Consider the following 22,507-nt stretch of genomic DNA (forward strand, 5'->3'; position numbering starts at 1 on the left):
TGTTCGATGGCACGCAACACCAAGGAACGCCGCCCGCCGCGCCCCACCCCCCGGGGCTGGCCCGGCCACGGCGGCGGCATGGTCGGTTACGTGGATCCCGCCCCGGAGTGGCGTGGCACCTCGGTGCAGGTGTGCGGGCTGTGGCCGTTCGGCGCCGGCGCGGGTACGCCCATGGTCGGCGTGCCGCTGGGCCGTGACCTCGACTCCGGGGCCACGGTCTGCTGCGACCCGGTGTCGTGGTTCACGCGCACTGGCCTGCTGGCCAACCCGTCGATGTTCGTGCTGGGCCGGCCGGGCCTCGGCAAGTCGACGATCGTACGGCGGATGGCGCTCGGCCTGTCCGGCTACGGCGTCCACCCGCTGATCTTCGGCGACCTCAAGCCCGACTACGTGGACCTGATCCGGGCGATCGGCGGACAGGTCATCAGCCTGGGCCGGGGCCGGGGCAACCTCAACGTCCTGGACCCCGGCGCCTCGATGGGCGCCGCGGCCCGGCTCACCGGCGACGCGCGCCACCGGCTCCTCGCCGACATCCACGGCCGCCGCCTCCACATGGTCTCCGCGCTGATCACCATCCTGCGCTCGGCCCCGCCGACCGACCGGGAGGAGACGATCATCTCGGCGGCCCTGAACGTCCTGGACGAGCGGCACGGCCCCGGCGACGTCCCGGTACTCGGCGACCTGGTCCGGGTCATCAAGGAGGCCCCGGAGTCGGTGCGTTCGGTCGCGCTCGACCGCGGCGACATCACCCGCTACCGCGACATCACCGAGAACCTGGAGGCGTCGCTGACCGCACTGCTCGGCGACGGCCGGCTCGGCGGCACCTTCGCCCAGCAGACCACCGAGGAGATGAAGCTGGACCGGCCGGTCTGCTTCGACATCAGCGGCATCGACGACAGCGAGGTCCTGCTCCAGGCCGCGGCGCTGCTGTCCTGCTGGTCCTACGGCTTCGGCGCGGTCTCCGCGGCGCACGCGCTCGCGGACGCCGGACTGGAGCCGCAACGCAACTACTTCCTCGTCATGGACGAGCTGTGGCGGGTCCTCCAGGCGGGCCGCGGCCTGGTCGACCGGGTCAACGCGCTCACCCGCCTCGACCGGCAGCGCGGCGTCGGCCTCGCGATGATCACCCACAGCCTCGACGACCTGCTCGCCCTCCCCACCGAGGAGGACCGCACCAAGGCCAAGGGCTTCGTCGAACGCGCGGGCATGGTGATCTGCGCGGGCCTGCCCCCGGCCGAGATGCCGCAGCTCGCCCAGGTCGTCGAGCTGACCGAGCCGGAGAAGCGTCTGCTGGTCGACTGGTCCACCCCGCCCGCCTGGGACGGCGCCAGCGGCCGCAGGACCGACCCGCCCGGCCTCGGGAACTTCCTGATCAAGGTCGGCAACCGTCCCGGAATCCCGCTGCACGTGGATCTGACGGAGGCGGAACTGGCGGTCAACAACACCAACAAGCGGTGGAACAAGTAACGCGGTTCCGGCACGCGAAGGGGCGGGGCCGGGCGGAGTCGACTCCGCCCGGCCCCGCCCCTCGTGCTCACACGGTGAAGCGGACGGCCTGCAACCAGAGGGAGTTGTCCTGGGTGCCGCCCCAGATGAAGTTGCCGGCCGCCTGGCCCTTGGGCTCGTCGCACGCCAGGCCGCCCCAACGGCCGTTGACGGCCGCGTTCTGGCAGACCGCGCCGTCACCCACGTTGATGACGAAGCCCAGGATGTACGGGTAACCGGCCTTGGTCCTGCCGATGTAGTTGTCGACGCCGTCGGCGGAGCCGTTCCAAGGCTCCTTCCACTTGTCGATGTGGACCCAGGCGCTGGACGCCGTGCCCTTCGTACCAGCCGTCGCCGTGTTGATCGACTCGATCTTCTGGCTGGTGCCCACCCGCCCGGACGTGGTGCCGTCGCAGACCGGCTTCTGCCAGCCGTCCTTGCTCAGGTACACGCGGTAGCAGATGTGCCGCCCGGGATCCCTCACCTGCAACTTCATGACGGCCTCCGCGGCCGTCTCCTTGTGCGGCTTGGGCTTGACCGTCGGCTTGGGCTTCACCGTCACCGTCTTCGTCGCCTTCGGCTTCGGTTTCGGCTTGGCCTTCTTCGAGGCCGAGGCCGAAGGAGAGGCCGAGCGGGAGGGCGAGGCCGACAGCGAGGGGCTGGGGGAGGTCGAGTAGCTCGGCGTGAGCTCCAGCGGTGTGGGCGGAGTGGTGTCGGTCACGGTGGAGGAGTCGGCGGCCTGGTTCTGACCGTCGTGACTCCCACCGCCTCCCGACCCGCTGCCGAGCATGATCAGGGGGACGATGACGACCGCGGCGGCGACGACGCCTGCCAGTCCTATGCCGAGTGGGCGTTTGAGGAAGGCGGGTGGTTCGTATTCGTCGTCGGACTGGCGTTGCATTCTGCTGCGGACGTTGCCGAGGTTGTTGCGGACGTTGCCCAGGCCGATGCTGGGAACGCTGAGGGCGGGGGCCGAGATCCGTGGCCGTGCCCGCTCCGGCCCGATGGCGACGGCTTCTTCCTCGTCGTCATCGTCGTCGTCATCATCGGCATCGTCGTTGAGGGCGGTGCTGGTCGCGGCGGCGTAGCGATCGTCGCCGTCGCCGTCGCCGTCGCCGTCGCCATCGCCATCGTGTTCGTCATCGTCGGAGTCTTCGTGTTCGCTGACGATGATCGGTGCGGGTGGCCCGGTGGTGGGTTCTGTCCGCTGCTCGACTCCGGGGTTCCCGGTCGGGTTGTCGTCCTGGAGTTGTTCGACGAGTCGGCTGGAGCCGTCGGGTGCGACTTCGACGATGGCGATGTATCCGGCGGCGGGGTCGGAGATGGAGGCGGTGACGGTGGTGTCGCGGTTGCGTGCGTATCCGTGGAGTGTGTCGAGGATCGCGATGTCGACGGATTCGCCGCCCATGACGGGTACGGGGACGCCATCGATGGAGGCGGAGCCGTCACCGGCGACGACCACGGGAATGACCCCGGACGCGGCCGGAGCGGGACCCTGTGAGCCGCCGGCCACCGGTTCCCCGGGCGCGAAGTGCTTGTCTCCCGAGATCGGTTCGTCCTCTTCTTCACCCAGGCTCATGCCCATCCCCTCCTGACGTTGCCGCCCGTGTGGCCCCGGTCCGGATCCTCGAAAACGAACCCGGGCCGTCCGGCCAGAACACGGACGCGGTCCCTGCACGACGCCGCAACGGGCCCGGAGGGGAAACAGTTCAATCCGCGGCGCCCGACAGCCTTCGTGGAGCCGGGAGGTGAACCGATCGGCCCTCTTTCCCGTGGAGGTGGCGAGGGCGCCATCCCCCCGGTTGCCCTCCCAGTCGGCGCCGGACCCGGCGGCTCCCATGTCTCGTCACCGGGTCCGGTCCTCTGGAGTCGGACGCTCCGCCTTCACTTCCCCATCGACGCCACGAACTGGAGCCGCAACCGTGGGAATACTGAACACCCTTAAACGGGCGGCGAAGTTTGTCGGAAAGAAGATTCTGAGTACGGCGGTCATCTGGGGGCCCGCGCTGATCGGAGTCGGCATCGGCCTCGCGATCGGAGGCCCGCTGGCCATTCCGCTGGCGATAGCGATGGGCGCCGGGTTCGGGTACCTGGGCATGCGGTGGAAGACGCGCCAGCTGCAGGAACGGAACGCGGCACAGGCGGAGGAAGCGAAGAACTCGGCGAAGCGGGAGCAGTCCCCGGGACAGGATCCGCGGTCGGGGGTGCCGATGGATCCGGCGCAGTTGAAGAGGTTCGAGCAGTTCCAACGGTTTGAGAAGATCCAGGAGCTCGAAAGGGATTTGAAGGCTCTCAAGGCATTCGGGGCATACGAGGGATCACAGGAGGCGGACAAGCACGCCAGGACTTCCCAGCCCCCGACTCCCGCGTCCCGCGATGGTCTACAGCGCTCGGAGAGCGTCCGTACCGACAGGGAAACGTCGCGGTCGCGGTCGGTATCGCCGGCACCGTCGCATTCGGCGGAGATAGCCCGGACAATGCCTCCCGGCTTCTCCACGGACCGGCGGGGCTCGCATGGTCGTGGGGATTCCAACGCGGTGAACGTGCCCACGCAGAACCGTGAACGGAACGCGGGCCGCGGACGCGGAAAGGGCTGAGGTCGTCGACCCCTGCGAAGAAGGGACGCGGCTCGTCAACTCGCAGGTTCCTGCCCGGTGTTTCGCTGACCGGGCACCTCCTCGGGTCACCTTCTCGCCGCCCCGACACAGTCGAAGTCCGGCTGCACCATGAACGCTGGCACCGAGCCGTGCCCATGTCCCGTCCCCGACAGGCCTCTTAGTTCCCTACCTGCTGCGTGACGACGATGTGCCCGGCGTCGGGATCGAGGCTCCCGCCGAGCCGGTCGAACGCTCCGTCCGTCAGGTCGAGGCACTTGGGCTCCTGCGGAGTCTGCGCGAACGTACCCCGGTCGGTGATCCGCACCACCAGGGAACGGCCGTTGGCGACATTGGTGACCTTGACCAGGGTCCCGAACGGCAGTTGGGGCTGCCGACTGAGTGAAGTGGCGGCCGTGTCCGCGTTGTTGTCGTAGAGCTCACCGCTGGAGGTGAGCGCGCCGGCCGGCTGGGCCCCGTAGTGGGTGGCCCAGCACTGTTCGCCGGCGGGCAGGGCGACGGCCAGACCGGCGGACGCCGTCCACTTCTGGTTCGCGGCGCCGGTGCAGGTCCATATCTGGGCCCGCGAACTGTTCGCCGGGTCGTTGTCGGTCACGTCCAGGCATTTGCCGGCCTGCGGATTGACGATGTCGTGCGCGGAGTTGACGGACCAGACCTGGTTCGCCCCGCCGTGGCACGTCCACAACTGCGCCTTGGCACCGTCGGCGGTCGAACGGCCCGTGACGTCAAGGCACTTGCCCAGCGCGCGCAGGGTCCCGTCGGAGCCCACGGTCCACTCCTGGGCGACGGTCGCGTTGCAGTCGTAGAGCTGTACGGGAGTGCCGTCGGCCGGGTTCGCGCCGGCGACGTCGAGACACTTGCCCGCCAGACCGGTGACCGTGCTGGGGACGGGCCCGTCCTGGGCCGTACTGAGGAGGCGCAGGGCGGGGGAGACGCCGAGCAGGCCGAGCGGGAGGGCCAGGACGCCGAGAGCGAGGGCGCCGCGCAACGCGGCGGAACGGCCGGGGGTGCGTGCGACCACGGGGAGGATCACAGCCTTCGTCTGCGGGGGCGGGAGTTGGGCCGGTACGGCTCCGTGTGCCTCATGTCCGACGCCTCAGCAGGCGAGGGTGCCGTCGGGCGTGACCCCGAGGATCCCGGTGAACCGCTGGTAGGCGCTGACGCGGGACCCGACCTGGTCGGGCCGCTTGCCGTCGCATTCCATGGCGCCGTTGATGGAGCGGATCGTCTGGCCGAAGCCCGCCTTGTTCACCATGGCGTCGTGCGGGGTCATGGTGCCGGGGCCCGACTGGGTGTTCCAGTACCAGAGGGCGGTCTTCCAGGCGACGGAGGAGTCGTTCTGCACCAGGGAGGGGTTGTGCAGCAGGTCGATGCCGAGCGCGTCGCCGGCGGCCTTGTAGTTGTAGTTCCAGCTGAGCTGGATGGGACCGCGTCCGTAGTAGGCGCCCTGTCCCGCGGGACAGCCGAAGGGCCGGCTCCAGTCGCAGTAGACACCGTAGTTGGCCACGTTTTCCTCGACGATGCCCGTCAGGGCGCCGGTCTCGTGGCTGACGTTGGCGAGGAAGGCGGCCGCCTCCTGCCTTCTGACGGTGTCGTCGCCGGTGGTGGTGAAGCCGGGGTAGGCGCTCAACGCCGCGGTGAGCCCGCTGTAGCTGTAGAAGGAGTTCCGCTGCGGGAACATCTGGTTGAACTGCGCCTCGCTGACGACGAATCCGGACGGGGTCCCGCCGCCGCTCCGCACCGGCGCCATCTTGGCGATCCACTTCTGGTTCGCGGCGCCCGTGCAGGTCCAGATCTGCAGGCGGGTCCTGTTGGCGCTGAGGTTGTCGCGCACGTCCAGGCACTTGTCCGCGGCGGGGTTGACGATGTCGTGGGCCGAGTTGATCACCCACTGCTGGTTGGGACCCCCGTGGCAGTCCCACAACTGGATCGCCGTCCCGTCGGCGGTACCGAAGTCGAGCGCGTCCAGGCACTTTCCGAGCACTCGCAGGGTTCCGTCACCCGGGTCCGACACACTCTGCGCGACGGTCGTGTTGCAGTCGTAGAGCTGTACGGGAGTGCCGTTGGCCGGGTTCGCCCCGTCCACGTCGACACACTTCCCGGCCAGTCCGGTGATCGCCCCCACCGGCACCGAAGCCTCCGACGCCAGCCCCAGCCTGACCGGCCCGACGGTGAACAACGCGGCGGCGGCAACGGCCAGCACGGCACCGACCGTGAGCCCGACCCGGACGGGCCTCCCGGGCGAACGCCATGCGGAGTGGGGGCTGCTGGACATCATGGACGTCACTCCCTGTGGTCCTCGGTGGATACGGGCGGGCGCCCGGCGATCGTTGTGTCGGCCGGTGCGCGCCCCGGCCGAGCTGGGACCGCCGGGCGCCCTTGCTTGCCCAGGTGGATCGGATCACTCAGAGGCGGTGGTTCAGCGCCTCTTGCCCTTCTTCTTGGGCGCGGTGTCGCTCTCGCTGGCCGAGTCGTAGACGGCGTCCTGCCGGTTGTCGTAGGACTCGTTCGGGAGGTAACCCCCAGCCCCATAACCCCCATTGCCGCCAGACATGTTGGCGTCGGCCATGGTGTACGACCGCGAGTACGCCGGGCTCGTCATCGTTGAGTAACTGGCTCCCGTCGTCGCCGGGTACGAGTCGTAGCTGCCCTGCGTAGTGGGCGCGTACCTGGAGCTGTAGTCGAACCCCGAGCTGACCGCGGGTGCCGTGGCCGTGGACGACGAGTAGTCCGCCCCCGTCGTCATCGCCATCGTTGCCGGAATCGAGGGCATCGACTCCGCCTGCGATGTCGCCGGGAAGTACGAACCCGGCTCGTGGTGCGGCGAGTTCATGTCACCTGGCGACTGGAACGGATCGAACTGCGGGTTGATCTGGGTGCTGAGGTCGTAGTTCGGCTGCTGGAACGTCGGTGGGTGGCTCGTGCTGCCGGCGAAGCTGCCGCCAATCCCTATCAGTCCCCCCCCTTCGAGGCCCTTCTGCTGGCTCTCGGAGGGCCAAGGGGAGTTGCCTGCCGCGGAAAGAAGCCCTCCGACAACGCCGGCCGCCTGGGACGCGGTCTGGGAGAATTCCTGGTTCTCGTAGTTCTGGTAGAGCCGCCTGCCGTCTACGACCGCCCGCGCAAGGCCGCCGCCTGCCGCGATAACGGCGCCCGTGGTGTCGTGCCCCATGGCTTGGGTGATTTTGCCCACGCCTTGGGCGACCTCAGGGACGACAGGACCGATGAACTTGGCGGCGCTCAGGGCCAGGTCGTACAGGTGGCCCTTGTTTTCCGTGACCCACTGCTTTTGGCTCCTGACATACCGCGCGATGGCCCACTCGCCGTTTTCCTTCTGCTTGGCGGCGAACTTGTGCTTCGACGACGACCCCTTGAGCGGCTGCTCCTCGATCTCGAAAAGCGTGTTGTGCCTCTTGGGCGGCCTTGGCCCGTCGACGTACTTCTGCGTCGCTTCGAGGGTGGTGGAGGACCTCCTCCGAGGATTGGGGTTTGCGACTTCGGTCGCGCTGAAACGGCGGTACTGAGGTGTTGCGGATGAGCTGGCGGAACTTTCTCCGTCCATTTGCGGATCTCCTTTCGTCGTGTACCAGATCTGCCTTGCGGAGGGCACAACGGAACCGGAAGGTGGACGGTTCATCGGACGTTCGGGTATGCGGGCCAAGGGCCGCGCCCGGGAAGGCCGATGCGGTTTGACCACACCGCGCCCGGGACCCCTGAGCCTGTCGTTGTCGGCCACGGAGCTGCCTGACAGGATCCGCACCACCTCCACGCCGTCTTGTGAACCGTTCACCGCTCGTCCACGTGGTTGCGACAGATCCGGGGCGCATATCGGAGAGCTGGAGTCCCTGAGGACCAACGATGCCTCTCCCCGCCCGGAGGGAAGAGTGCAGCCGAGAGAAAGCAGGACGGTCATGTCCACTGAGACCGCCGACCTCAACGGAGGCGGGCAGGGCGCCGCTCCCGCGGAGGACCCCGGCGCGAAGACACAGAGCGCGGCTCCCCAGGGGAAGCCTCTGACCCCTCCGCGCTTCATCCTCTACATGGAGGGGCGCGCCTACGCGGAAACGCTACGGCAGTTGACCCTGTGGACCCACCACGTGCTGCTGCCGGTCTACGGCAGGGAAGTCACCTCCTCGGCCCCGTGGTGCTCCCGCTGGTGGGAACACCCTGAAGCGGTCGCCCAACTCCACGGTCTGTGGCTCGCCTGGGGTGACCTGACCGGTCCCGGCTCCGGGATGAGCGGGCCCGCGAACTGGCACCGTGACTACCTGACAGGGGTGATGAACTCCCTGCGGGATCCGATGGGTCCCTTCGCCGGGTGCAAGCCTGGTGGCCACCGGCCGAAGGAGGTCCCTCCCGTCGACGCCAAGGACCCGTTCGGTCCGCCTCCCGGTCCGGCCCGGTAGAGGCGCCACGGGCACCCCCTATACGAACCGGCGGATGTGCGCCTACGCGCACATCCGCTCGTCGTTGCCCGCCACCCACCCAGCTCCCTCAGCTCTTCGGGAAGCTCCACTCATGGTCGTCACGGGCGCTGCACGGGAAGACCGTGACGTTGGTGGTCTCCGTCGCCCTGCTCGTGCGGGCCACGTCGAGGCACATGTCGCCGCTCTTCTGGTTGCGGATCCAGTACGTGCCGTTGGGGCGCTTCTTGAGCCACCAGAGCTGGTTGTCCGTCTCGCGGCCGGGCCGGCAGTGGAACACGCTGACCGGGGTCTGTGCCAGGACGGTGCCGTAGTTCGGCAGGTCCAGGCAGAGGTTGGAACTGACGTTGCGGATCAGATAGAGGCTGGCTCCGCCGGTGCCGCCGTTCCTGGAGACCAGCTTGAGGACCCAGTCCTGGTTGTCGCCGGACGGTTTGCAGCGGTAGTCCTGGACCTTGGTGTCCACACCGACCGAGCCCTCGCCGGGAAGGTCGACGCAGACGCCGTACTTCTTGTTCTTGATCAGCACCCTGCCCGTGGGGATACCGGCCGGCTTCGTCGTCTTGGGAGTCGACTTCGGCTTCGACTTCACCTTGGGTTTCGGCTTCGGTTCGGGATTCGCCTTCGGCCCGGACGTCGCCTTCGGCTTCGTCTTGGTCTTCGCCTTGTCCTTCTTCGACGCGGAGGCCGAAGGCGAGGAGGAGCGGGACGGCGAAGGCGACAGGGACGGGGAGGGGCTGAACGAAGGCGAGTAGCTCGGGGTGAGTTCGAGCGGGGTCGGAGGCGTCTTGTCCTTGACGGTGGAGGAGTCGGCGGCCTGGTTCTGACCCGACGCGTTCCCGGCACCTCCTGATCCGCTGCCGAGCATGATCAGGGGGACGATGACGACCGCGGCGGCGACGACGCCTGCCAGTCCTATGCCGAGTGGGCGTTTGAGGAAGGCGGGTGGTTCGTATTCGTCGTCGGACTGGCGTTGCATTCTGCTGCGGACGTTGCCGAGGTTGTTGCGGACGTTGCCCAGGCCGATGCTGGGGACGCTGAGAGCGGGGGCCGAGATCCGTGGCCGTGCCCGCTCGGGCCCGATGGCGACGGCTTCTTCCTCGTCGTCATCGTCGTCATCGTCTTCGTCCCAGGAGTCTTCGTCGTGTTCGTCATCGTCGGAGTGTTCGTGTTCGCTCACGATGATCGGTGCGGGTGGCCCGGTGGTGGGTTCCGTCTGGTGTTCGACTCCGGGGTTCCCGGTCGGGTTGTCGTCCTGGAGTTGTTCGACGAGTCGGCTGGAGCCGTCGGGTGCGACTTCGACGATGGCGATGTATCCGGCGGCGGGGTCGGAGATGGAGGCGGTGACGGTGGTGTCGCGGTTGCGTGCGTATCCGTGGAGTGTGTCGAGGATCGCGATGTCGACGGATTCGCCGCCCATGACGGGTACGGGGATGCCGTCGATGGAGGCGGAGCCGTCACCGGCGACGACCACGGGAATGACCCCGGACGCGGCCGGAGCGGGACCCTGAGGGTCGGCACCCACCTGTTCCCCCCGTGCGGGGGACTCGTCACCCCGGTTCGGCTCGTCGTCTTCTTCGCCCAGGCTCATGCCCACCCCTTTCCTGGTGTGCCGTTCCTGTGATGTCGGTACCGGATGGCGGTACCGGGGACCGCCGCGGCCCGCGAGCGGCCACAGACAGGGCGACACAGCGGCCCCCGCACCCCGCAACGGGTTGGGGAGGGAAACAGTTCAACTCCGGTGCGGACGGCGCGGATCGGAAGCGGAATCCGTACCCGCGTGCCGGGAGAGGCGGAGAGGGCCGGTGAGCGGCGGCGTTCGACGGCGCGGTCGCGGCGGCCGGTACTCCGGGGCAGACCCCGGTGCCCGCAAGGACATCCGGAGGTTCCCCCGAGGGTCCCTCCACCAGCGCGGCAGGACATCAACTGCCGGTATTCAGGGGCCTGTTACATGTAACGGAAGGGCAGGTTCCGTGCAACAGCGGAACCCCGAGGCCGTCTGGCCCCATCGTTCAATGTGTGAACACAGCATACGAGAACTCTGGACGCTTAACTGATTCCGTGCGATTCGCTGTGCTGGGGCCGGTCCGGGCATGGCGCGGAGACCAGGAACTGGACCTCGGTTCACCACAACAACGCGCTGTACTGGGGGCGTTGCTGCTGCGGCGTGGACGTCCCGTCACGGTCGGCGAGCTCGTCAGCGCGGTCTGGGGCGAGGAGCCGCCGACGGCGGCCGTGTCCGTTCTGCGTACGTATGTGTCGCGGCTGCGGAAGGTGCTGGAGCCCGGCCGCGACGCGGGCGGCTCGCCACAGGTGGTCGTCTCCGCCGCGGACGGATACCTCGCCCATGTTCCCGAGGACGCCCTGGATCTGGGGGTGTTCGAGCAGCGGGTCGCGGGGGCCAAGAGGCTCCGCGCCGCGGGCGAGGTGTCCGCCGCCGCGGAACTGCTGCACGCCGCCCTCGACGAGTGGGAGGGAACCCCGCTCGCGGGACTTCCCGGACCGCTGGCCGAGGCCGAACGTTCCCGGCTGCACGAGGAGCGGCTGAACATACTGGAGAACCGTCTCGATCTCGACGTACGGCTCGGGCGCCACGGTGACGTGATCGCCGAGCTCACCGCACTGATCGGCGAGCACCCGCTGCGGGAGCAGCTGTGCCGGATGCTCATGCTGGCGCTGTACCGGTCCGGACGGCAGGCCGACGCCCTCGCGGCCTACCGCAGGACGCGGCGCACCCTGGTGGCCGAGCTCGGCATCGAACCCGGCGCGGCCCTGCGGGAGTTGCACGAGCGCATCCTGGCGGCGGACTCGTCCCTGGAGCTCTCGCCGTCGGCGAAGGGCGCCGATCCCCCGGCGGCCCCCGCCATCGCGCCGTCCACGTCCGCGGCGGGCCCGTCCCAACTCCCCGCCGACCTCGCCACCTTCACCGGCCGCCGCGCCGAACTGGAGCACGCACAGGCCCTGTTGCCCGACACCGGTAACTACCCGTCCACCGTGCTGATCAGCGCGATCGGCGGCATGGCCGGCATCGGCAAGACCACCCTGGCGGTGCACCTGGCCCACCGGATCGCCCACCGCTTCCCCGACGGACAGCTCTTCATCAACCTGCGCGGCTTCGACCCGACCGGCACGATCGTGCCGCCGAGCGAGGCCATCCGCATCTTCCTCGACGCCCTCGGCGTCCCCCCGCACCGCATACCCGCGGGCCTCGACGCCCAGGCGGCGCTGTACCGCAGTCTGCTCGCCGGCCGCCGGATACTGATCCTCCTGGACAACGCCCAGGACACCGAACAGATCCGCCCGTTGCTGCCCGGCACCCCCGGCTGCCTGGTCATCGTCACCAGCCGCAACCAGCTCACCGGCCTGATCGTCAACGACGGGGCGCGTCCGCTGACGCTGAACCCGATGGCGCCCGCCGAGGCACACGACTTCCTCGCGAACCGTCTCGGCGCGGGCCGGCTGGCGGCGGAGCCCGAGGCGACGGACGAACTCATCGCGCACTGCGCCCGGTTGCCGCTCGCACTGGCCATCGTCGCCGCCCGCGCCGCCACCAACCCGGGCTTCCCGCTCAGCGCCGTAGCCACCGAACTCCGCGACAGCCACGGCAGTCTCGACGCCTTCGCGGGAGGCGACCTCACCAGCGACGTACGGGCCGTCTTCTCCTGGTCGTACGAGGCCCTGTCCGCCCCGGCCGCCCGCCTGTTCCGCCTGCTGGGTCTGTACGCCGGCCCCGACATCACCGCGCCCGCCGCGGCCGCTCTCGCCGGGCTTCCCCTCCGGGAGACCCGCGGTCTGCTCGTCGAGCTCACCCGCGCCCACCTGCTCGCCGAGCACCAGCTCGGCCGCTACACCCTGCACGACCTGCTGCGTGTCTACGCCGGTGAGCGCGCCCAGGCCGAGGAGGCCGGGCAGGACCGCGACCAGGCCGTCGAGCGGCTGCTGTCCTGGTACCTGCACACCGCGGACGCCGCCTACCCGTTCCTCACCCCGCACCGCAGACGGGTCCCGCTCGAACCCCCGCCACCCGACTGCCAGCCGTTGGCGTTCACGACCCACGAGCAGGCCCTGAGCTGGTGCGAGGCCGAGCGGACCCACCTGGTGGCCGCCGTGCACCAGGCCGCCGCGACCGGCAGGCCGGGCATCGCGTGGCGGCTGACCGGCGCCCTGTGGGGCTTCTTCTACCTCCGCAGCCATCTGCACGACTGGTACGACAGCGCCCTGACGGGCCTCACCGCCGCCCGCTCCGTCAGCGACCGCGGGGGCGAGGCCTGGAGCCTCGGCGACGTGGCCGCCTCCCTGGTGCAGATGCACCGCTTCGATGAGGCCGTCGACCACCTGCGGCAGGGAATGACCCTGTGGCGTGAGCTCGGGGACGCGCAGGGCAGGGCCCAGTGCCTCGGCAACCTGGGCAACGCCTATCTGCAGAGCGGCCGGCTCGACAAGGCCATCGAGTACAGCCGCCGGGCACTCGCCGTCTACCGGATCGTCGGAAGCCCGTGGTCCGAGGGGATCATGCTGGCCAACCTGGGCGACGCCTACCAGCGTCTCGACCGGTTCGACGAGGCCATCGAGTGCCTGGAGGAGGCGCTGGTCGTCCTGCGCGCCATCGGCAACCGCTGGGTCGAGGGCGTCACCCTCGACATCCTCGGTACGGTCCACCGCCGGCTCCGGCGTCACGACGAGGCGCTGGAGCAGTACCGCCAGGCGCTGGAGACGCACCGCGACGTCAGCAACCGCTGGGGGGAGGGCCACACCCTCGGCCACGTCGGAGAGGTCTATCTGGCGGCGGGCAGGCTCGAATCCGCCCGCACCACCTGGAAGCAGGCCCAGGCGATCTTCGAGGAGTTCGACCACCCGGACGCCGAGGACATGCGCAGGAGGGTCGACAGCCTCGACGAGGACGCCCGCGCCCTTCCCCCGGGCACCCGACCGGATCCCACGACCGAGAGGTGACGCCGGGTATGTCATCCCCTGATCCCGTTCCTGAACGCACGGTCCGCAGTGGTCGCCGCCGTCGCGGCGAACCCGCGCGTACCGCTCATCAGGAAGTCCTCCAGGGGTGGTCCCGTCATACCGCCCGGCCGGAACACGGCGGCTCGGAACACGGCGGGTCGCATGCCGAAACGTGCCAGACGCGAAAACGGTTCAACTTCCGCCTCCCACCTCGCGATCGTGCCGCGTCGCCACATCCGTGACAGGTCGTACGACGGTGGCGTCGCGGCGATGAACTGTTCACCTCGGCAGCCCGTTGTCGCCTTCTGTCGGTGTCTCCGCCCCATGAGAGAAGGGCACGATGGCCACTCCCGCACCGGATTCGCAGCCGAAGGTGTTGACCGAGCCGCCGCCGCCTCTCACTCCGGAGAAGGAGGACGCGCTCTGGAAGAGCCGTGCGCAGCAGTTGATCAACGAGAACCTGCGAAGCGCCGGGCAGGACGTGACCGAGGAGACCACGAAGAAGGCCTCGCGGCTGCGCGCCTTCTGGGACTACCTGAAACGGCTCTTCTCCTCGCGGCGAGAGCCCGCGTCCTCGACCGGCGGAGGAGGGTCTCAGGAACGCTCCAGGGGCTCTTCCGAGACGGTTGACGCCGACGCGCCTGCCGAGGAGCGGTCGGCCGACAAGTCTGCGGAGCGGCAGCAGGAGTTCTCGACGAAGGACATCGCCGAGCTGTCCGTCGAGAGTGCCGAGAAGCTCACCGCCCACCTGCTGGATCTGATCGTGAAGGACGACAAGTACCGGGAGGCGTACGACAAGAGACAGCTCCCGGTGCTCGAGATGCTCCTGGAGAAGACGGACCCCAAGAACGCGGAGAAGGTCGCCGCCGAGGAGACCGAGTCGACACGCGGCAGGACGTCCTTGGACGCGGCGGAACGGTTCGGCCGGGGTCCGGTGGGAGAAGTCGGGAATGTGGGCGTGAGCGCGACGCTGAACAGTTCCACCGAGGACTTGAGAAGGGCCACGGAATTCACGCAGGGTCTGGACTCGGCGAAGGATCCGGTGAAGAGGTCCCCGACGTTGGCGTCACCGGGTGCTCCACCGCTCGGGCCGTCCGTCGCCTCCCATGTGCTGGCTTCGCATGACTTCCTTGCGAGGAACGGAGATTTCAGGCGTTCCAACAGCTCCAGCGGCAACTCCGTAGCCAGCGAGCCCGTTTCCCCGGCGACGAGCCGTGCGAGCTCCCCCGCACCGAGGAAAAAGAGCCGCAGCTGACACCGCCCCTCATACGCCCCCACGCCACGGGCCGCACCGTTCCTCCGGTGCGGCCCGTGCCGTGTGTGCGGGCACCCACCCGTCAGGAACCCCCGACGAGCGGCACCCTCGCCTCAGTGGGCGTCGCGATAGGCGTTGCCGCTGCCGTTCGGAGCGGTGCCGTTGTAGAGGCCGGTGGGGCTGGTCTGGGTGGACAGGGCGAACCACGCGTAGCGCTCTACGTAGTCCAGGCCGTCCAGCATGGTTGTCGAGGACTGGATGAAGGCGGTCTGCTCCTGTTCGCTCGGGTAACGGGGGGCGCCCTGGGACCAGTCGGTGAGGGCGTACTCCGTCAGCCAGATCGGCTTCTGGTAGCGGTCGTGGACCCGCTTGAGGTAGTCGGCGAGCTGCCCCGCCGCACCCGGCCCGAAGTCGGCGCCGTACCAGTGCACGGGGATGAAGTCGACGCGCAGCCCACGCTGGGCGGCTCCCTGCATGAAGCGGTCGAGCCAGCCGCCGGCTACGTCGGCGTTGGTGGCGACCGCCGGGGCACCCATCCGCAGCCCGGTGCTCTGCAGCCGGGGCCACAGGTCCAGGGCCTGTTCGGGGCTCATGTTGGCCTGGGTGGGCGAGTCCGGCTCGTTGAAGCCGAGCAGGTTCTTGCCCTCCCGTGCGGCGTTGCCCAGTTCGGCGTCGGTCACCGACCCGGCACCCCAGATCGTCGGCACGAACTCCGTACCGGCCGGCTTGGCGAGGTCGCCGCCGGTGGAGGCCCAGTTGTGGTACCAGGTCGAGCCGGAGTCGGCCAGCGCCTGTGCCGTACCGGCGAAGGGGTTGAGGGCGACGCCCTTGTGGGGCGCCGCGACGGTGTCGACGGGACGCTTGACGATGGTCGGGCCGGGGTTGGGGTTGCCGGTGGTGGCGGTGCCGTGGAAGGCGACGGTCAGGCCGCTGCAGCTGCTGCACTGCCGCACGGTCTGGTTGCCCGCCTCGGCGTCCTGCTTGGACCACGCGTACGCCTTGGGGCACTGCTTGGTGATCGCGTCGCTGTACGCGGTCTTCGCGTCCCGGTTCGGATTGACGCACACCAGCGGCTTGTTGGTGCCCTGCTCCCTGGTCAGGTTGTCCGGCGGGCACACGGACAGCAGGTCGCCCGGACAGCCCATCTCGGCGCACGCGCCGCCGTTCGCGGGTGGCGCCACACCGTCGGGGGTGATGGTGATGGGTACGGAGACGGCGTTGACGTAGCTGACGTTGTACCAGGGGGCCAGCGTGTCGGCCGTGTCGAAGTTGAACTCGGCCAGGCTGGCGGGCTGTTCACCGAGGGAACAGCGATCGGCGTACGGTCCGCAGTCGCCGACGGCGCAGTGGAACGTACTGCCCTCCTCGCCGCCGCAGCCCTGGCGGGCGAAGAACTTGCCGCGCCAGTGTCCGGCCCCCGAGCGCTCGGGGATGGTGATGGTGGCGGACTGGCCCGGGTCCAGTGTCGGGAGCCCGGCGAGCGGGGTCGAGCCGTCGGCGTTGACCGTGGCGCCGACCCAGACACGGGCGTCGGTCTGGTTCTTGAAGGTGACGGTGTGCTCGGCGGCGGCGCCCGCCTTGGCGAAGCTGTCGCCCGAGTCGCCGGATCGGGCCTGGACCACCGCGACTGTGCCGGACACACCCACGATGACCAGTAAGAAAGCGAACAGAAGTACCCGGATGCGCATAGGCATGCCTCTCCAGTCAGGCTTGCGTCGGATCGACGATCCAGAGATCGCCTGCGCAGGCACGACGGATGCGCGCGGTGGAAGGTTCACCGAGGTCAAGGAAGGGTGTGGAGAGATCGCGAAGGAGAGCGGCCCACGAGCGGCCTACGAGCGGGACCGGCGACACCGGGGGTGCGGACAGGGCTCGCCGCCCGACGCGGCACAGAAAAATGTCCTCGACCGCGGCATGAGCGCGACAAACGGACCGGATGCCAGGAGAACGTCCCGAACGGATCGAGACAGGACTGGCTGGTGCCCCCAACGGGATTCGAACCCGTGCTACCGCCTTGAAAGGGCGGCGTCCTAGGCCGCTAGACGATGAGGGCTATCGGCCCGCCTGGGCGCCTCACGGCGCGTCGGGGACGTGAGAAGCATATGGGATGGCAGGAGGTATCGCCAAAACGCTTTTAGGGGGCGCTCTCGGACGGAGTCGCGGGCGGCGGCGCGGGCCGCCCCGCAGGCGGGGCCGGAGAAGTCGCGGAGGACGAGGAGGACGCCGAGGACGCAGAAGACGCTGACGAGGGTGTCGTGGCGGACGGCGTGGGCGACCGGACCTCGCCGCCGGGCTTGTTCTCCTCCGGGAGATGGCGGCTGACCTCGGCCGTGGTCAGACCCAGGCCGCCGAGCCGGATCTCGTCCCAGGCCTGGAGCCGGCGGGTGTCCCGGTCGAGGTAGAGGACGGAGGCCTCGATGGGGTCGGGGTGCCGGCCCTCCAGGGCCCGCAGCCCGCTGCCGCCCGTCGACCCCTCGATACGCAGCCGGGTCCCGCCCTTCAGGACCTCCATCTCCTGGTGGTGCAGATGGCCGGCCAGGACCAGCGGCACCTCGCTGTCCGTCTCGCGGGCCGCGTCCGGTTCGTGGGCGATGGCGATGTCGACGGGCGTACCGGCCGCCCGTTGGTCGCGCAGCGCCGACGCGAGCCGCGCCCCGGCCAGCTCCTGAGCCTTGGCGCCCCCCTGGGCGACCGTGCGGTCCGGGGTGAACTGCGGGTCGCCGATACCGGCGAAACGCAGCCCGGCGACCGTGACGGCCCGGCCCTCGTCCAGGACGCGCACGTTCTTGATCTTCTGGAGGTAGCTCTGGGTGATGCGGGAGTCGTGGTTGCCCCTGACCCAGACGTACGGCGCTCCCAGGTCCGCGATCGGGTCGAGGAAGCCGTTCTCGGCCGCCGTGCCGTGGTCCATCGTGTCGCCGGAGTCGACGATCACGTTGATGTCGTACTGCTCCACGAGCGAGGCGATGATCTTCCAGCTCGCCGGGTTGAGGTGGATGTCGGAGACGTGCAGGACCCGGATCGTGGTCGGGTCGGGCTCGTATCCCGGGAGCGTGGACGTGACGTCGTACAGCTTCGTCACGTTCGTCACCAGGCGCGCCAACTCCTTCTGGTAGACGTCGAATTCGCTGACGATGTTGCGGGCGTTGCCGACGAGGGAGGGCGCGGAGGAGAGGAGCCCGGAGAACTTGGGCTCCAGGACCGAGTTGGGGTTCCAGGTGGCGAAGGCGGTCCCGCCGGAGGCCGCGAGGAGGGTGAGGGCCAGGCCGCCCGCCGCGAGGGCCCGACGGGGACGGCGGTAGACCGCGAGGCCGAGTGCGGTGGCCCCGGACACGACGGCCACGCAGGACCGTACGGCCAGGTCGAGCGTGCCGTGCTCCACGTCCCGCGCGACCTCGTCCTGGAGCCCGGAGATCCGCTCGGGGTGGTCGACCAGCGCCTGCGAGCGCTCCGGGTCGAGCCGGTCCACGTCCACGTCCAGGCGCAGCGGCGCCTGGTGACTGCTCAGTTCCAGCGCGCCGAGCGGGGCGACATTGATCTTCGTGCCGCCCGCGAGGGAGGGCCGCAGGGTCATGGTCGTGTCCATCGGCCCGACCGGCACGCGGACGTTCCCGACGATCAGCAGCCCCAGCCAGGCGCCGAGCAGCACGACGGTCATGAGGCCCAGGATCCGGGCGTACGGGTGCGGCTGCGGGACGAGTTGGGTCACCGGGTGGGGGCGGCGGGCCCGGTAACGGCGGCCGAGGGCGACGAGTGAGCGGACGCGGGGTGCCGTCCACGGGGTGCGGGCGCGGTTTCCCCGGGCGGTCCGTGCGGCTTGCTCGGGTCCAGTGGAGGGTGCGGGTCGAGCGGAGGGTGCGGGTCGGGTGAGGCGAAGGTGACGTATGCGGTGCAGGGCGGTGGACACGGCAGCGGGGACGCGGACCATTGGTCGCGTATGCCCAGGTGTGGGGGCGGGTATGCCGGGACGCACCCCCGGGCGGTCCCGGACTCGGTGACTCGGTGACTCGGTGACTCGGTGACTCAGCCCCAGCCCAGTTCGTGCAGGCGCTCGTCGTCGATGCCGAAATGGTGGGCGATCTCGTGGATGACGGTCACGGCGACCTCGTGGACGACCTCGTCCGGGGTCTCGCACATCCGCAGGGTGGGCCCCATGTAGATCGAGATGCGGTCGGGGAGTACGCCCGCGTACCACTCGCCCCGGTCCGTGAGCGGCGTGCCCTCGTAGAGGCCCAGCAGCTCGGGGTCGTCGGCCGCAGGCTCGTCCTCGACGAACACGGCGACGTTGTCCATGACCCGGGTCAGCTCGGGCGGGATCTTGTCGAGGGCCTGGCTCACGAGTTCTTCGAAGGTTTCGCGCGTCATCTCCAGCACAGGGCCATTGTCAGGGGTCGGGCACCACCGCGCTCAGCCGTTGCACCTCCGGGTCCGTGAAGTCCGCGTGACCGGCGGCGGCCCGGACGGTCACGGCTCACGGGCGGCGCGGGTGGCGTTCGTCCGGTTGTGGCGGGTCGCACGCCGGCCGCGCGTGTCTTCTTGTGGGCGGCGGGAGTTGGGCAGGGGGACTCCCCGAACCGCCCTCGGAGGTGGCTGCCCGTGCGCGCCTTGTACGTACCTGTCCGTCTGGCCGCCACCGTCATGGCCGTCGCCGCGGCAGCCGGCTGTATGAGCGTGGGTGACGACGGGGACCGGCCCGCGCCCTCGCACTCGGCGGGGCAGCGGGGCGGCGAGGCCCCCGACGGAGGGACCGCGGAGAGCGGAGGCGGCACCGGGTTCCACGGGGCGAAGGGGTCCCAGGGCGACGGCGGTTCGCCGAAGCCCGGTGAGTCCGTCTCCGGGTCGGCGTCCCCGTCGGCCTCGCTGTCCGCGGGCGCCGAGCCGTCCACGAGGCCCACGGGGAAGGGCGGCCAGGGCGGGCCGGCGGACCCCGCGCCGACCAAGGGGGAGCCGACTCCCACCCGTACGACGGAGGAGCCGGCGCCCGAGCCGCCGGAGCCCTCCGTGTCGACGCCGCCGGTGGTCGAACCGAGTACGGCGGAGCCGTCGTCCTCGGCGCACGAGCAGGCCACGCAGCTGATGGAACGGGAGCCCGCGCCGCGGGCCGGGCAGCCGGTCTAGCGGGTGTCCGGGCGTCACTGTCCCGGACACCGACTCGTGCTCTGACCTGCGATTATCCACACGGTTTGCCTTCGGGGGGCACGAGTGCGTATGGTAGTAGATCGTTTGATACCAATTGCCTGGCGCCGATGAAGAGAGCGCCGCGTGGCGCGTACTCTCCCTTACCGTGGCCGGACCGCATAGAGGCGGTCGATCGCGACTTCACGGAGTTTGGGCGCGTGCCGTAGAACTCCGGAAGGTTCGCATTTCGCATGTCTGTTTCCAGTACTGATCACGTCGTCGTGCCCGAGAACAACGAGAACGACACCGTCACCACCGAGAGCGTCCAGATCGCCGAGACCGTCGAGACGGTCCAGCCGGCCGTCGACGCGACGGTCGAGTCCGCTCCCGAAGCGTCCGAGCCGGCCGAGTCGGCTGACTCGACCCAGTCGGTCGAAGCGTCCGAGACCTCCAAGGCGTCCGAGACCCCGGAGATCACCTTCGGCTCCCTCGGTCTCCCCGACGGAATCGTCCGCAAGCTCGCGCAGAACGGCGTGACCGCCCCCTTCCCGATCCAGGCCGCGACCATCCCGGACGCCCTGGCCGGCAAGGACATCCTCGGCCGCGGCCGCACCGGCTCCGGCAAGACCCTCTCGTTCGGTCTGCCGCTGCTGGCGGCGCTGGCCGGTGGCCACACCGACAAGAAGAAGCCCCGCGGCATCATCCTCACGCCGACCCGTGAGCTCGCGATGCAGGTCGCGGACGCGCTCCAGCCGTACGGCGACGTACTCGGCCTGAAGATGAAGGTCGTCTGCGGCGGTACGTCGATGAGCAACCAGATGTACGCCCTGGAGCGCGGCGTCGACGTCCTCGTCGCCACCCCGGGCCGTCTGCGCGACCTCATCAACCGCGGCGCCTGCTCGCTGGAGAACGTCCAGGTCGCCGTGCTCGACGAGGCCGACCAGATGTCCGACCTGGGCTTCCTGCCCGAGGTCACCGAGCTGCTCGACCAGATCCCCGGCGGCGGCCAGCGCATGCTGTTCTCGGCCACGATGGAGAACGAGATCTCCACGCTGGTCAAGCGCTACCTGACCAACCCGGTCACGCACGAGGTCGACAGCGCCCAGGGCAACGTCACGACCATGACGCACCACATCCTCATCGTGAAGCCCAAGGACAAGGCGCCGGTCACCTCCGCGATCGCCTCCCGCAAGGGCCGCACGATCATCTTCGTCCGCACCCAGCTGGGCGCCGACCGCATCGCCGAGCAGCTCTGCGAGTCCGGCGTGAAGGCCGACGCGCTGCACGGCGGCATGACGCAGGGCGCCCGTACCCGCGTCCTGGAGGACTTCAAGAAGGGCTACGTCAACGCGCTCGTCGCGACCGACGTCGCCGCCCGCGGTATCCACGTCGACGGCATCGACCTGGTCCTGAACGTGGACCCGGCCGGTGACCACAAGGACTACCTGCACCGCTCCGGCCGTACGGCCCGCGCGGGTCGCAGCGGCACCGTCGTGTCCCTCTCGCTGCCGCACCAGCGCCGCCAGATCTTCCGGCTGATGGAGGACGCGGGCGTCGACGCCTCGCGTCACATCATCAACTCCGGTACGGCCTTCGAGCCCGAGGTCGCCGAGATCACCGGCGCCCGGTCGATGACCGAGGTCCAGGCCGAGTCCGCCGGCAACGCCGCGCAGCAGGCCGAGCGTGAGGTCACCAGCCTCACCAAGGAGCTGGAGCGCGCGCAGCGCCGTGCCGCCGAGCTGCGTGGCGAGGCCGACCGCCTGGTCGCCCGTGCCGCGCGTGAGCGTGGGGACGACCCCGAGGCCGCGCTGGCCGAGGCCGCCCTCGTCGTGGAGGCCGCGGCTGCCGAGGCCGCCGCGGAGCAGGCGGCCGTCGCCGCGGCGCCGGTCCGTGAGGAGCGTCCGCGCCGTGACGACCGCGGCAACTACGAGCGCCGTGACCGTCGTGACGAGCGTCCGTCGGGCGGCTCGGGCGGTTTCCGTCGCGATGACCGTCGTGACGACCGTCGTGACGACCGCGGTGGCCGTTCCTTCGAGCGTCCCGCGGGCAACTCGGGTGGTTTCCGCCGCGACGACCGTTCCTCGGGCGGCTTCAACCGTGACCGTCGTGACGAGCGTCCGTCGGGCGGCTCGGGCGGTTTCCGCCGCGACGACCGTCGTGATGACCGCGGTGGCCGTTCTTTCGAGCGTCGTGACGACCGTCCCTCGGGCAACTCGGGTGGTTTCCGCCGCGACGACCGTCGTGACGACCGCGGTGGCCGTTCTTTCGAGCGTCGTGACGACCGTCCCTCGGGCAGCTCCGGTGGCTTCCGCCGCGACGACCGTCCCTCGGGCGGCTCGGGCAACTCCGGTGGCTTCAACCGCGACCGCCGCGACGAGCGGCCCTCCGGCCACCGTGGCAGCGACCGTCCCTTCAACCGTGACCGTCAGGGCGACCGTCCCACCGGCGGCTTCCGCTCCGGCGGCCACGACCGCCCGACCGGCCGCCGCGACGACCACCGTGGCGGCACCGGCACCGGCACCGCCACGGGCTCCTTCGGCCGCCGCGACGACAAGCCGCGCTGGAAGCGCAACGGCTGACGTCCACGCGTGACGCCCGACGTCCGCGAACACTGAGCACCGCCGTGGCCCCCACCGATCCGGTGGGGGCCACGGCGTTTT

At 70.0% G+C, this 22,507-nt stretch carries 15 protein-coding genes, 1 tRNA gene and 1 pseudogene; 7 read left to right on the forward strand and 10 right to left on the reverse strand.

Translation table 11 applies throughout. The features are described from left to right. Positions 1-6 precede the first annotated feature (6 nt). On the forward strand, positions 7-1,467 hold the full coding sequence (locus ACIP79_RS08020; protein WP_401220706.1) for an ATP/GTP-binding protein: 1,461 nt from the start codon (positions 7-9) through the stop codon (positions 1,465-1,467). A gap of 67 nt (positions 1,468-1,534) precedes the next feature. Here the strand turns inward: ACIP79_RS08020 and ACIP79_RS08025 are convergent, their stop codons facing one another. Further along, a complete protein-coding gene (locus ACIP79_RS08025; RefSeq protein WP_401220709.1) occupies positions 1,535-3,064 on the reverse strand; it encodes a hypothetical protein in 1,530 nt (509 codons plus the stop codon). A gap of 343 nt (positions 3,065-3,407) precedes the next feature. Between ACIP79_RS08025 and ACIP79_RS08030 the strand changes: the two genes are divergently transcribed. Next, entirely contained in the window at positions 3,408-4,082 is a 675-nt protein-coding gene (locus ACIP79_RS08030; RefSeq protein ID WP_401220712.1) for a hypothetical protein, read from the forward strand. Between the two features lie 178 nt (positions 4,083-4,260). Here ACIP79_RS08030 and ACIP79_RS08035 read toward each other — a convergent pair whose 3' ends face one another. From ACIP79_RS08035 to ACIP79_RS08050, 4 genes and pseudogenes are all read right to left on the reverse strand, one after another. Beyond that, the gene (locus tag ACIP79_RS08035; RefSeq protein WP_401220975.1) at positions 4,261-4,605 is read right to left on the reverse strand and encodes a septal ring lytic transglycosylase RlpA family protein; all 345 of its coding nucleotides are present in this window, start codon (positions 4,603-4,605) and stop codon (positions 4,261-4,263) included. A gap of 3 nt (positions 4,606-4,608) precedes the next feature. After that, positions 4,609-5,088: pseudogene (locus ACIP79_RS08040) on the reverse strand (ricin-type beta-trefoil lectin domain protein); the annotation flags it as partial. A 108-nt stretch (positions 5,089-5,196) separates the two neighbouring features. Beyond that, a complete protein-coding gene (locus ACIP79_RS08045) occupies positions 5,197-6,375 on the reverse strand; it encodes a glycoside hydrolase family 19 protein (protein WP_401220978.1) in 1,179 nt (392 codons plus the stop codon). Positions 6,376-6,519: 144 nt separating this feature from the next. Then, on the reverse strand, positions 6,520-7,659 hold the full coding sequence (locus ACIP79_RS08050) for a hypothetical protein (protein ID WP_401220717.1): 1,140 nt from the start codon (positions 7,657-7,659) through the stop codon (positions 6,520-6,522). A gap of 478 nt (positions 7,660-8,137) precedes the next feature. Between ACIP79_RS08050 and ACIP79_RS08055 the strand changes: the two genes are divergently transcribed. After that, positions 8,138-8,503 carry a DUF4913 domain-containing protein gene (locus ACIP79_RS08055; protein ID WP_383688263.1) on the forward strand — a complete coding sequence of 122 codons (366 nt, stop codon included), beginning with the start codon at positions 8,138-8,140 and terminating at the stop codon, positions 8,501-8,503. Positions 8,504-8,591: 88 nt separating this feature from the next. Here ACIP79_RS08055 and ACIP79_RS08060 read toward each other — a convergent pair whose 3' ends face one another. Continuing rightward, entirely contained in the window at positions 8,592-10,112 is a 1,521-nt protein-coding gene (locus ACIP79_RS08060) for an RICIN domain-containing protein (protein ID WP_401220719.1), read from the reverse strand. Between the two features lie 470 nt (positions 10,113-10,582). Between ACIP79_RS08060 and ACIP79_RS08065 the strand changes: the two genes are divergently transcribed. Then, the gene (locus ACIP79_RS08065; protein ID WP_401220722.1) at positions 10,583-13,474 is read left to right on the forward strand and encodes an AfsR/SARP family transcriptional regulator; all 2,892 of its coding nucleotides are present in this window, start codon (positions 10,583-10,585) and stop codon (positions 13,472-13,474) included. Between the two features lie 340 nt (positions 13,475-13,814). Beyond that, positions 13,815-14,729 (forward strand): hypothetical protein, encoded by a 915-nt coding sequence (locus tag ACIP79_RS08070; RefSeq protein ID WP_401220725.1) that lies wholly within the window; start codon positions 13,815-13,817, stop codon positions 14,727-14,729. A gap of 113 nt (positions 14,730-14,842) precedes the next feature. Here the strand turns inward: ACIP79_RS08070 and ACIP79_RS08075 are convergent, their stop codons facing one another. The 4 genes from ACIP79_RS08075 to ACIP79_RS08090 all read right to left on the reverse strand — a co-directional run bounded on the left by ACIP79_RS08075 (position 14,843) and on the right by ACIP79_RS08090 (position 19,103). Continuing rightward, positions 14,843-16,369, reverse strand: a complete 1,527-nt coding sequence (locus ACIP79_RS08075) for a glycosyl hydrolase (RefSeq protein ID WP_401220727.1) — start codon at positions 16,367-16,369, stop codon at positions 14,843-14,845. A 337-nt stretch (positions 16,370-16,706) separates the two neighbouring features. Beyond that, positions 16,707-16,782 (reverse strand) — tRNA-Glu (locus ACIP79_RS08080). A gap of 81 nt (positions 16,783-16,863) precedes the next feature. Then, positions 16,864-18,657, reverse strand: a complete 1,794-nt coding sequence (locus ACIP79_RS08085) for a metallophosphoesterase (protein ID WP_401220730.1) — start codon at positions 18,655-18,657, stop codon at positions 16,864-16,866. Between the two features lie 95 nt (positions 18,658-18,752). Continuing rightward, entirely contained in the window at positions 18,753-19,103 is a 351-nt protein-coding gene (locus tag ACIP79_RS08090; protein WP_401220732.1) for a metallopeptidase family protein, read from the reverse strand. Between the two features lie 222 nt (positions 19,104-19,325). Between ACIP79_RS08090 and ACIP79_RS08095 the strand changes: the two genes are divergently transcribed. Next, positions 19,326-19,847 carry a hypothetical protein gene (locus ACIP79_RS08095; RefSeq protein ID WP_401220735.1) on the forward strand — a complete coding sequence of 174 codons (522 nt, stop codon included), beginning with the start codon at positions 19,326-19,328 and terminating at the stop codon, positions 19,845-19,847. A gap of 251 nt (positions 19,848-20,098) precedes the next feature. Further along, positions 20,099-22,426 (forward strand): DEAD/DEAH box helicase, encoded by a 2,328-nt coding sequence (locus tag ACIP79_RS08100; protein WP_401220737.1) that lies wholly within the window; start codon positions 20,099-20,101, stop codon positions 22,424-22,426. Positions 22,427-22,507 lie beyond the last annotated feature (81 nt).

Source organism: Streptomyces sp. NPDC088747, assembly GCF_044751025.1.
In the GTDB taxonomy this organism is placed as follows: Bacteria; Actinomycetota; Actinomycetes; order Streptomycetales; family Streptomycetaceae; genus Streptomyces.

Coding starts and splice junctions, on each gene's coding strand:
- ACIP79_RS08020 (WP_401220706.1), top strand. CDS start 7: ATGGCACGCAACACCAAGGAACGCCGCCCGCCGCGCCCCACCCCCCGG.
- ACIP79_RS08025 (WP_401220709.1), bottom strand. CDS start 3,064: ATGAGCCTGGGTGAAGAAGAGGACGAACCGATCTCGGGAGACAAGCAC.
- ACIP79_RS08045 (WP_401220978.1), bottom strand. CDS start 6,375: ATGTCCAGCAGCCCCCACTCCGCATGGCGTTCGCCCGGGAGGCCCGTC.
- ACIP79_RS08050 (WP_401220717.1), bottom strand. CDS start 7,659: ATGGACGGAGAAAGTTCCGCCAGCTCATCCGCAACACCTCAGTACCGC.
- ACIP79_RS08055 (WP_383688263.1), top strand. CDS start 8,138: ATGGAGGGGCGCGCCTACGCGGAAACGCTACGGCAGTTGACCCTGTGG.
- ACIP79_RS08060 (WP_401220719.1), bottom strand. CDS start 10,112: ATGAGCCTGGGCGAAGAAGACGACGAGCCGAACCGGGGTGACGAGTCC.
- ACIP79_RS08070 (WP_401220725.1), top strand. CDS start 13,815: ATGGCCACTCCCGCACCGGATTCGCAGCCGAAGGTGTTGACCGAGCCG.
- ACIP79_RS08085 (WP_401220730.1), bottom strand. CDS start 18,657: ATGGTCCGCGTCCCCGCTGCCGTGTCCACCGCCCTGCACCGCATACGT.
- ACIP79_RS08100 (WP_401220737.1), top strand. CDS start 20,099: ATGTCTGTTTCCAGTACTGATCACGTCGTCGTGCCCGAGAACAACGAG.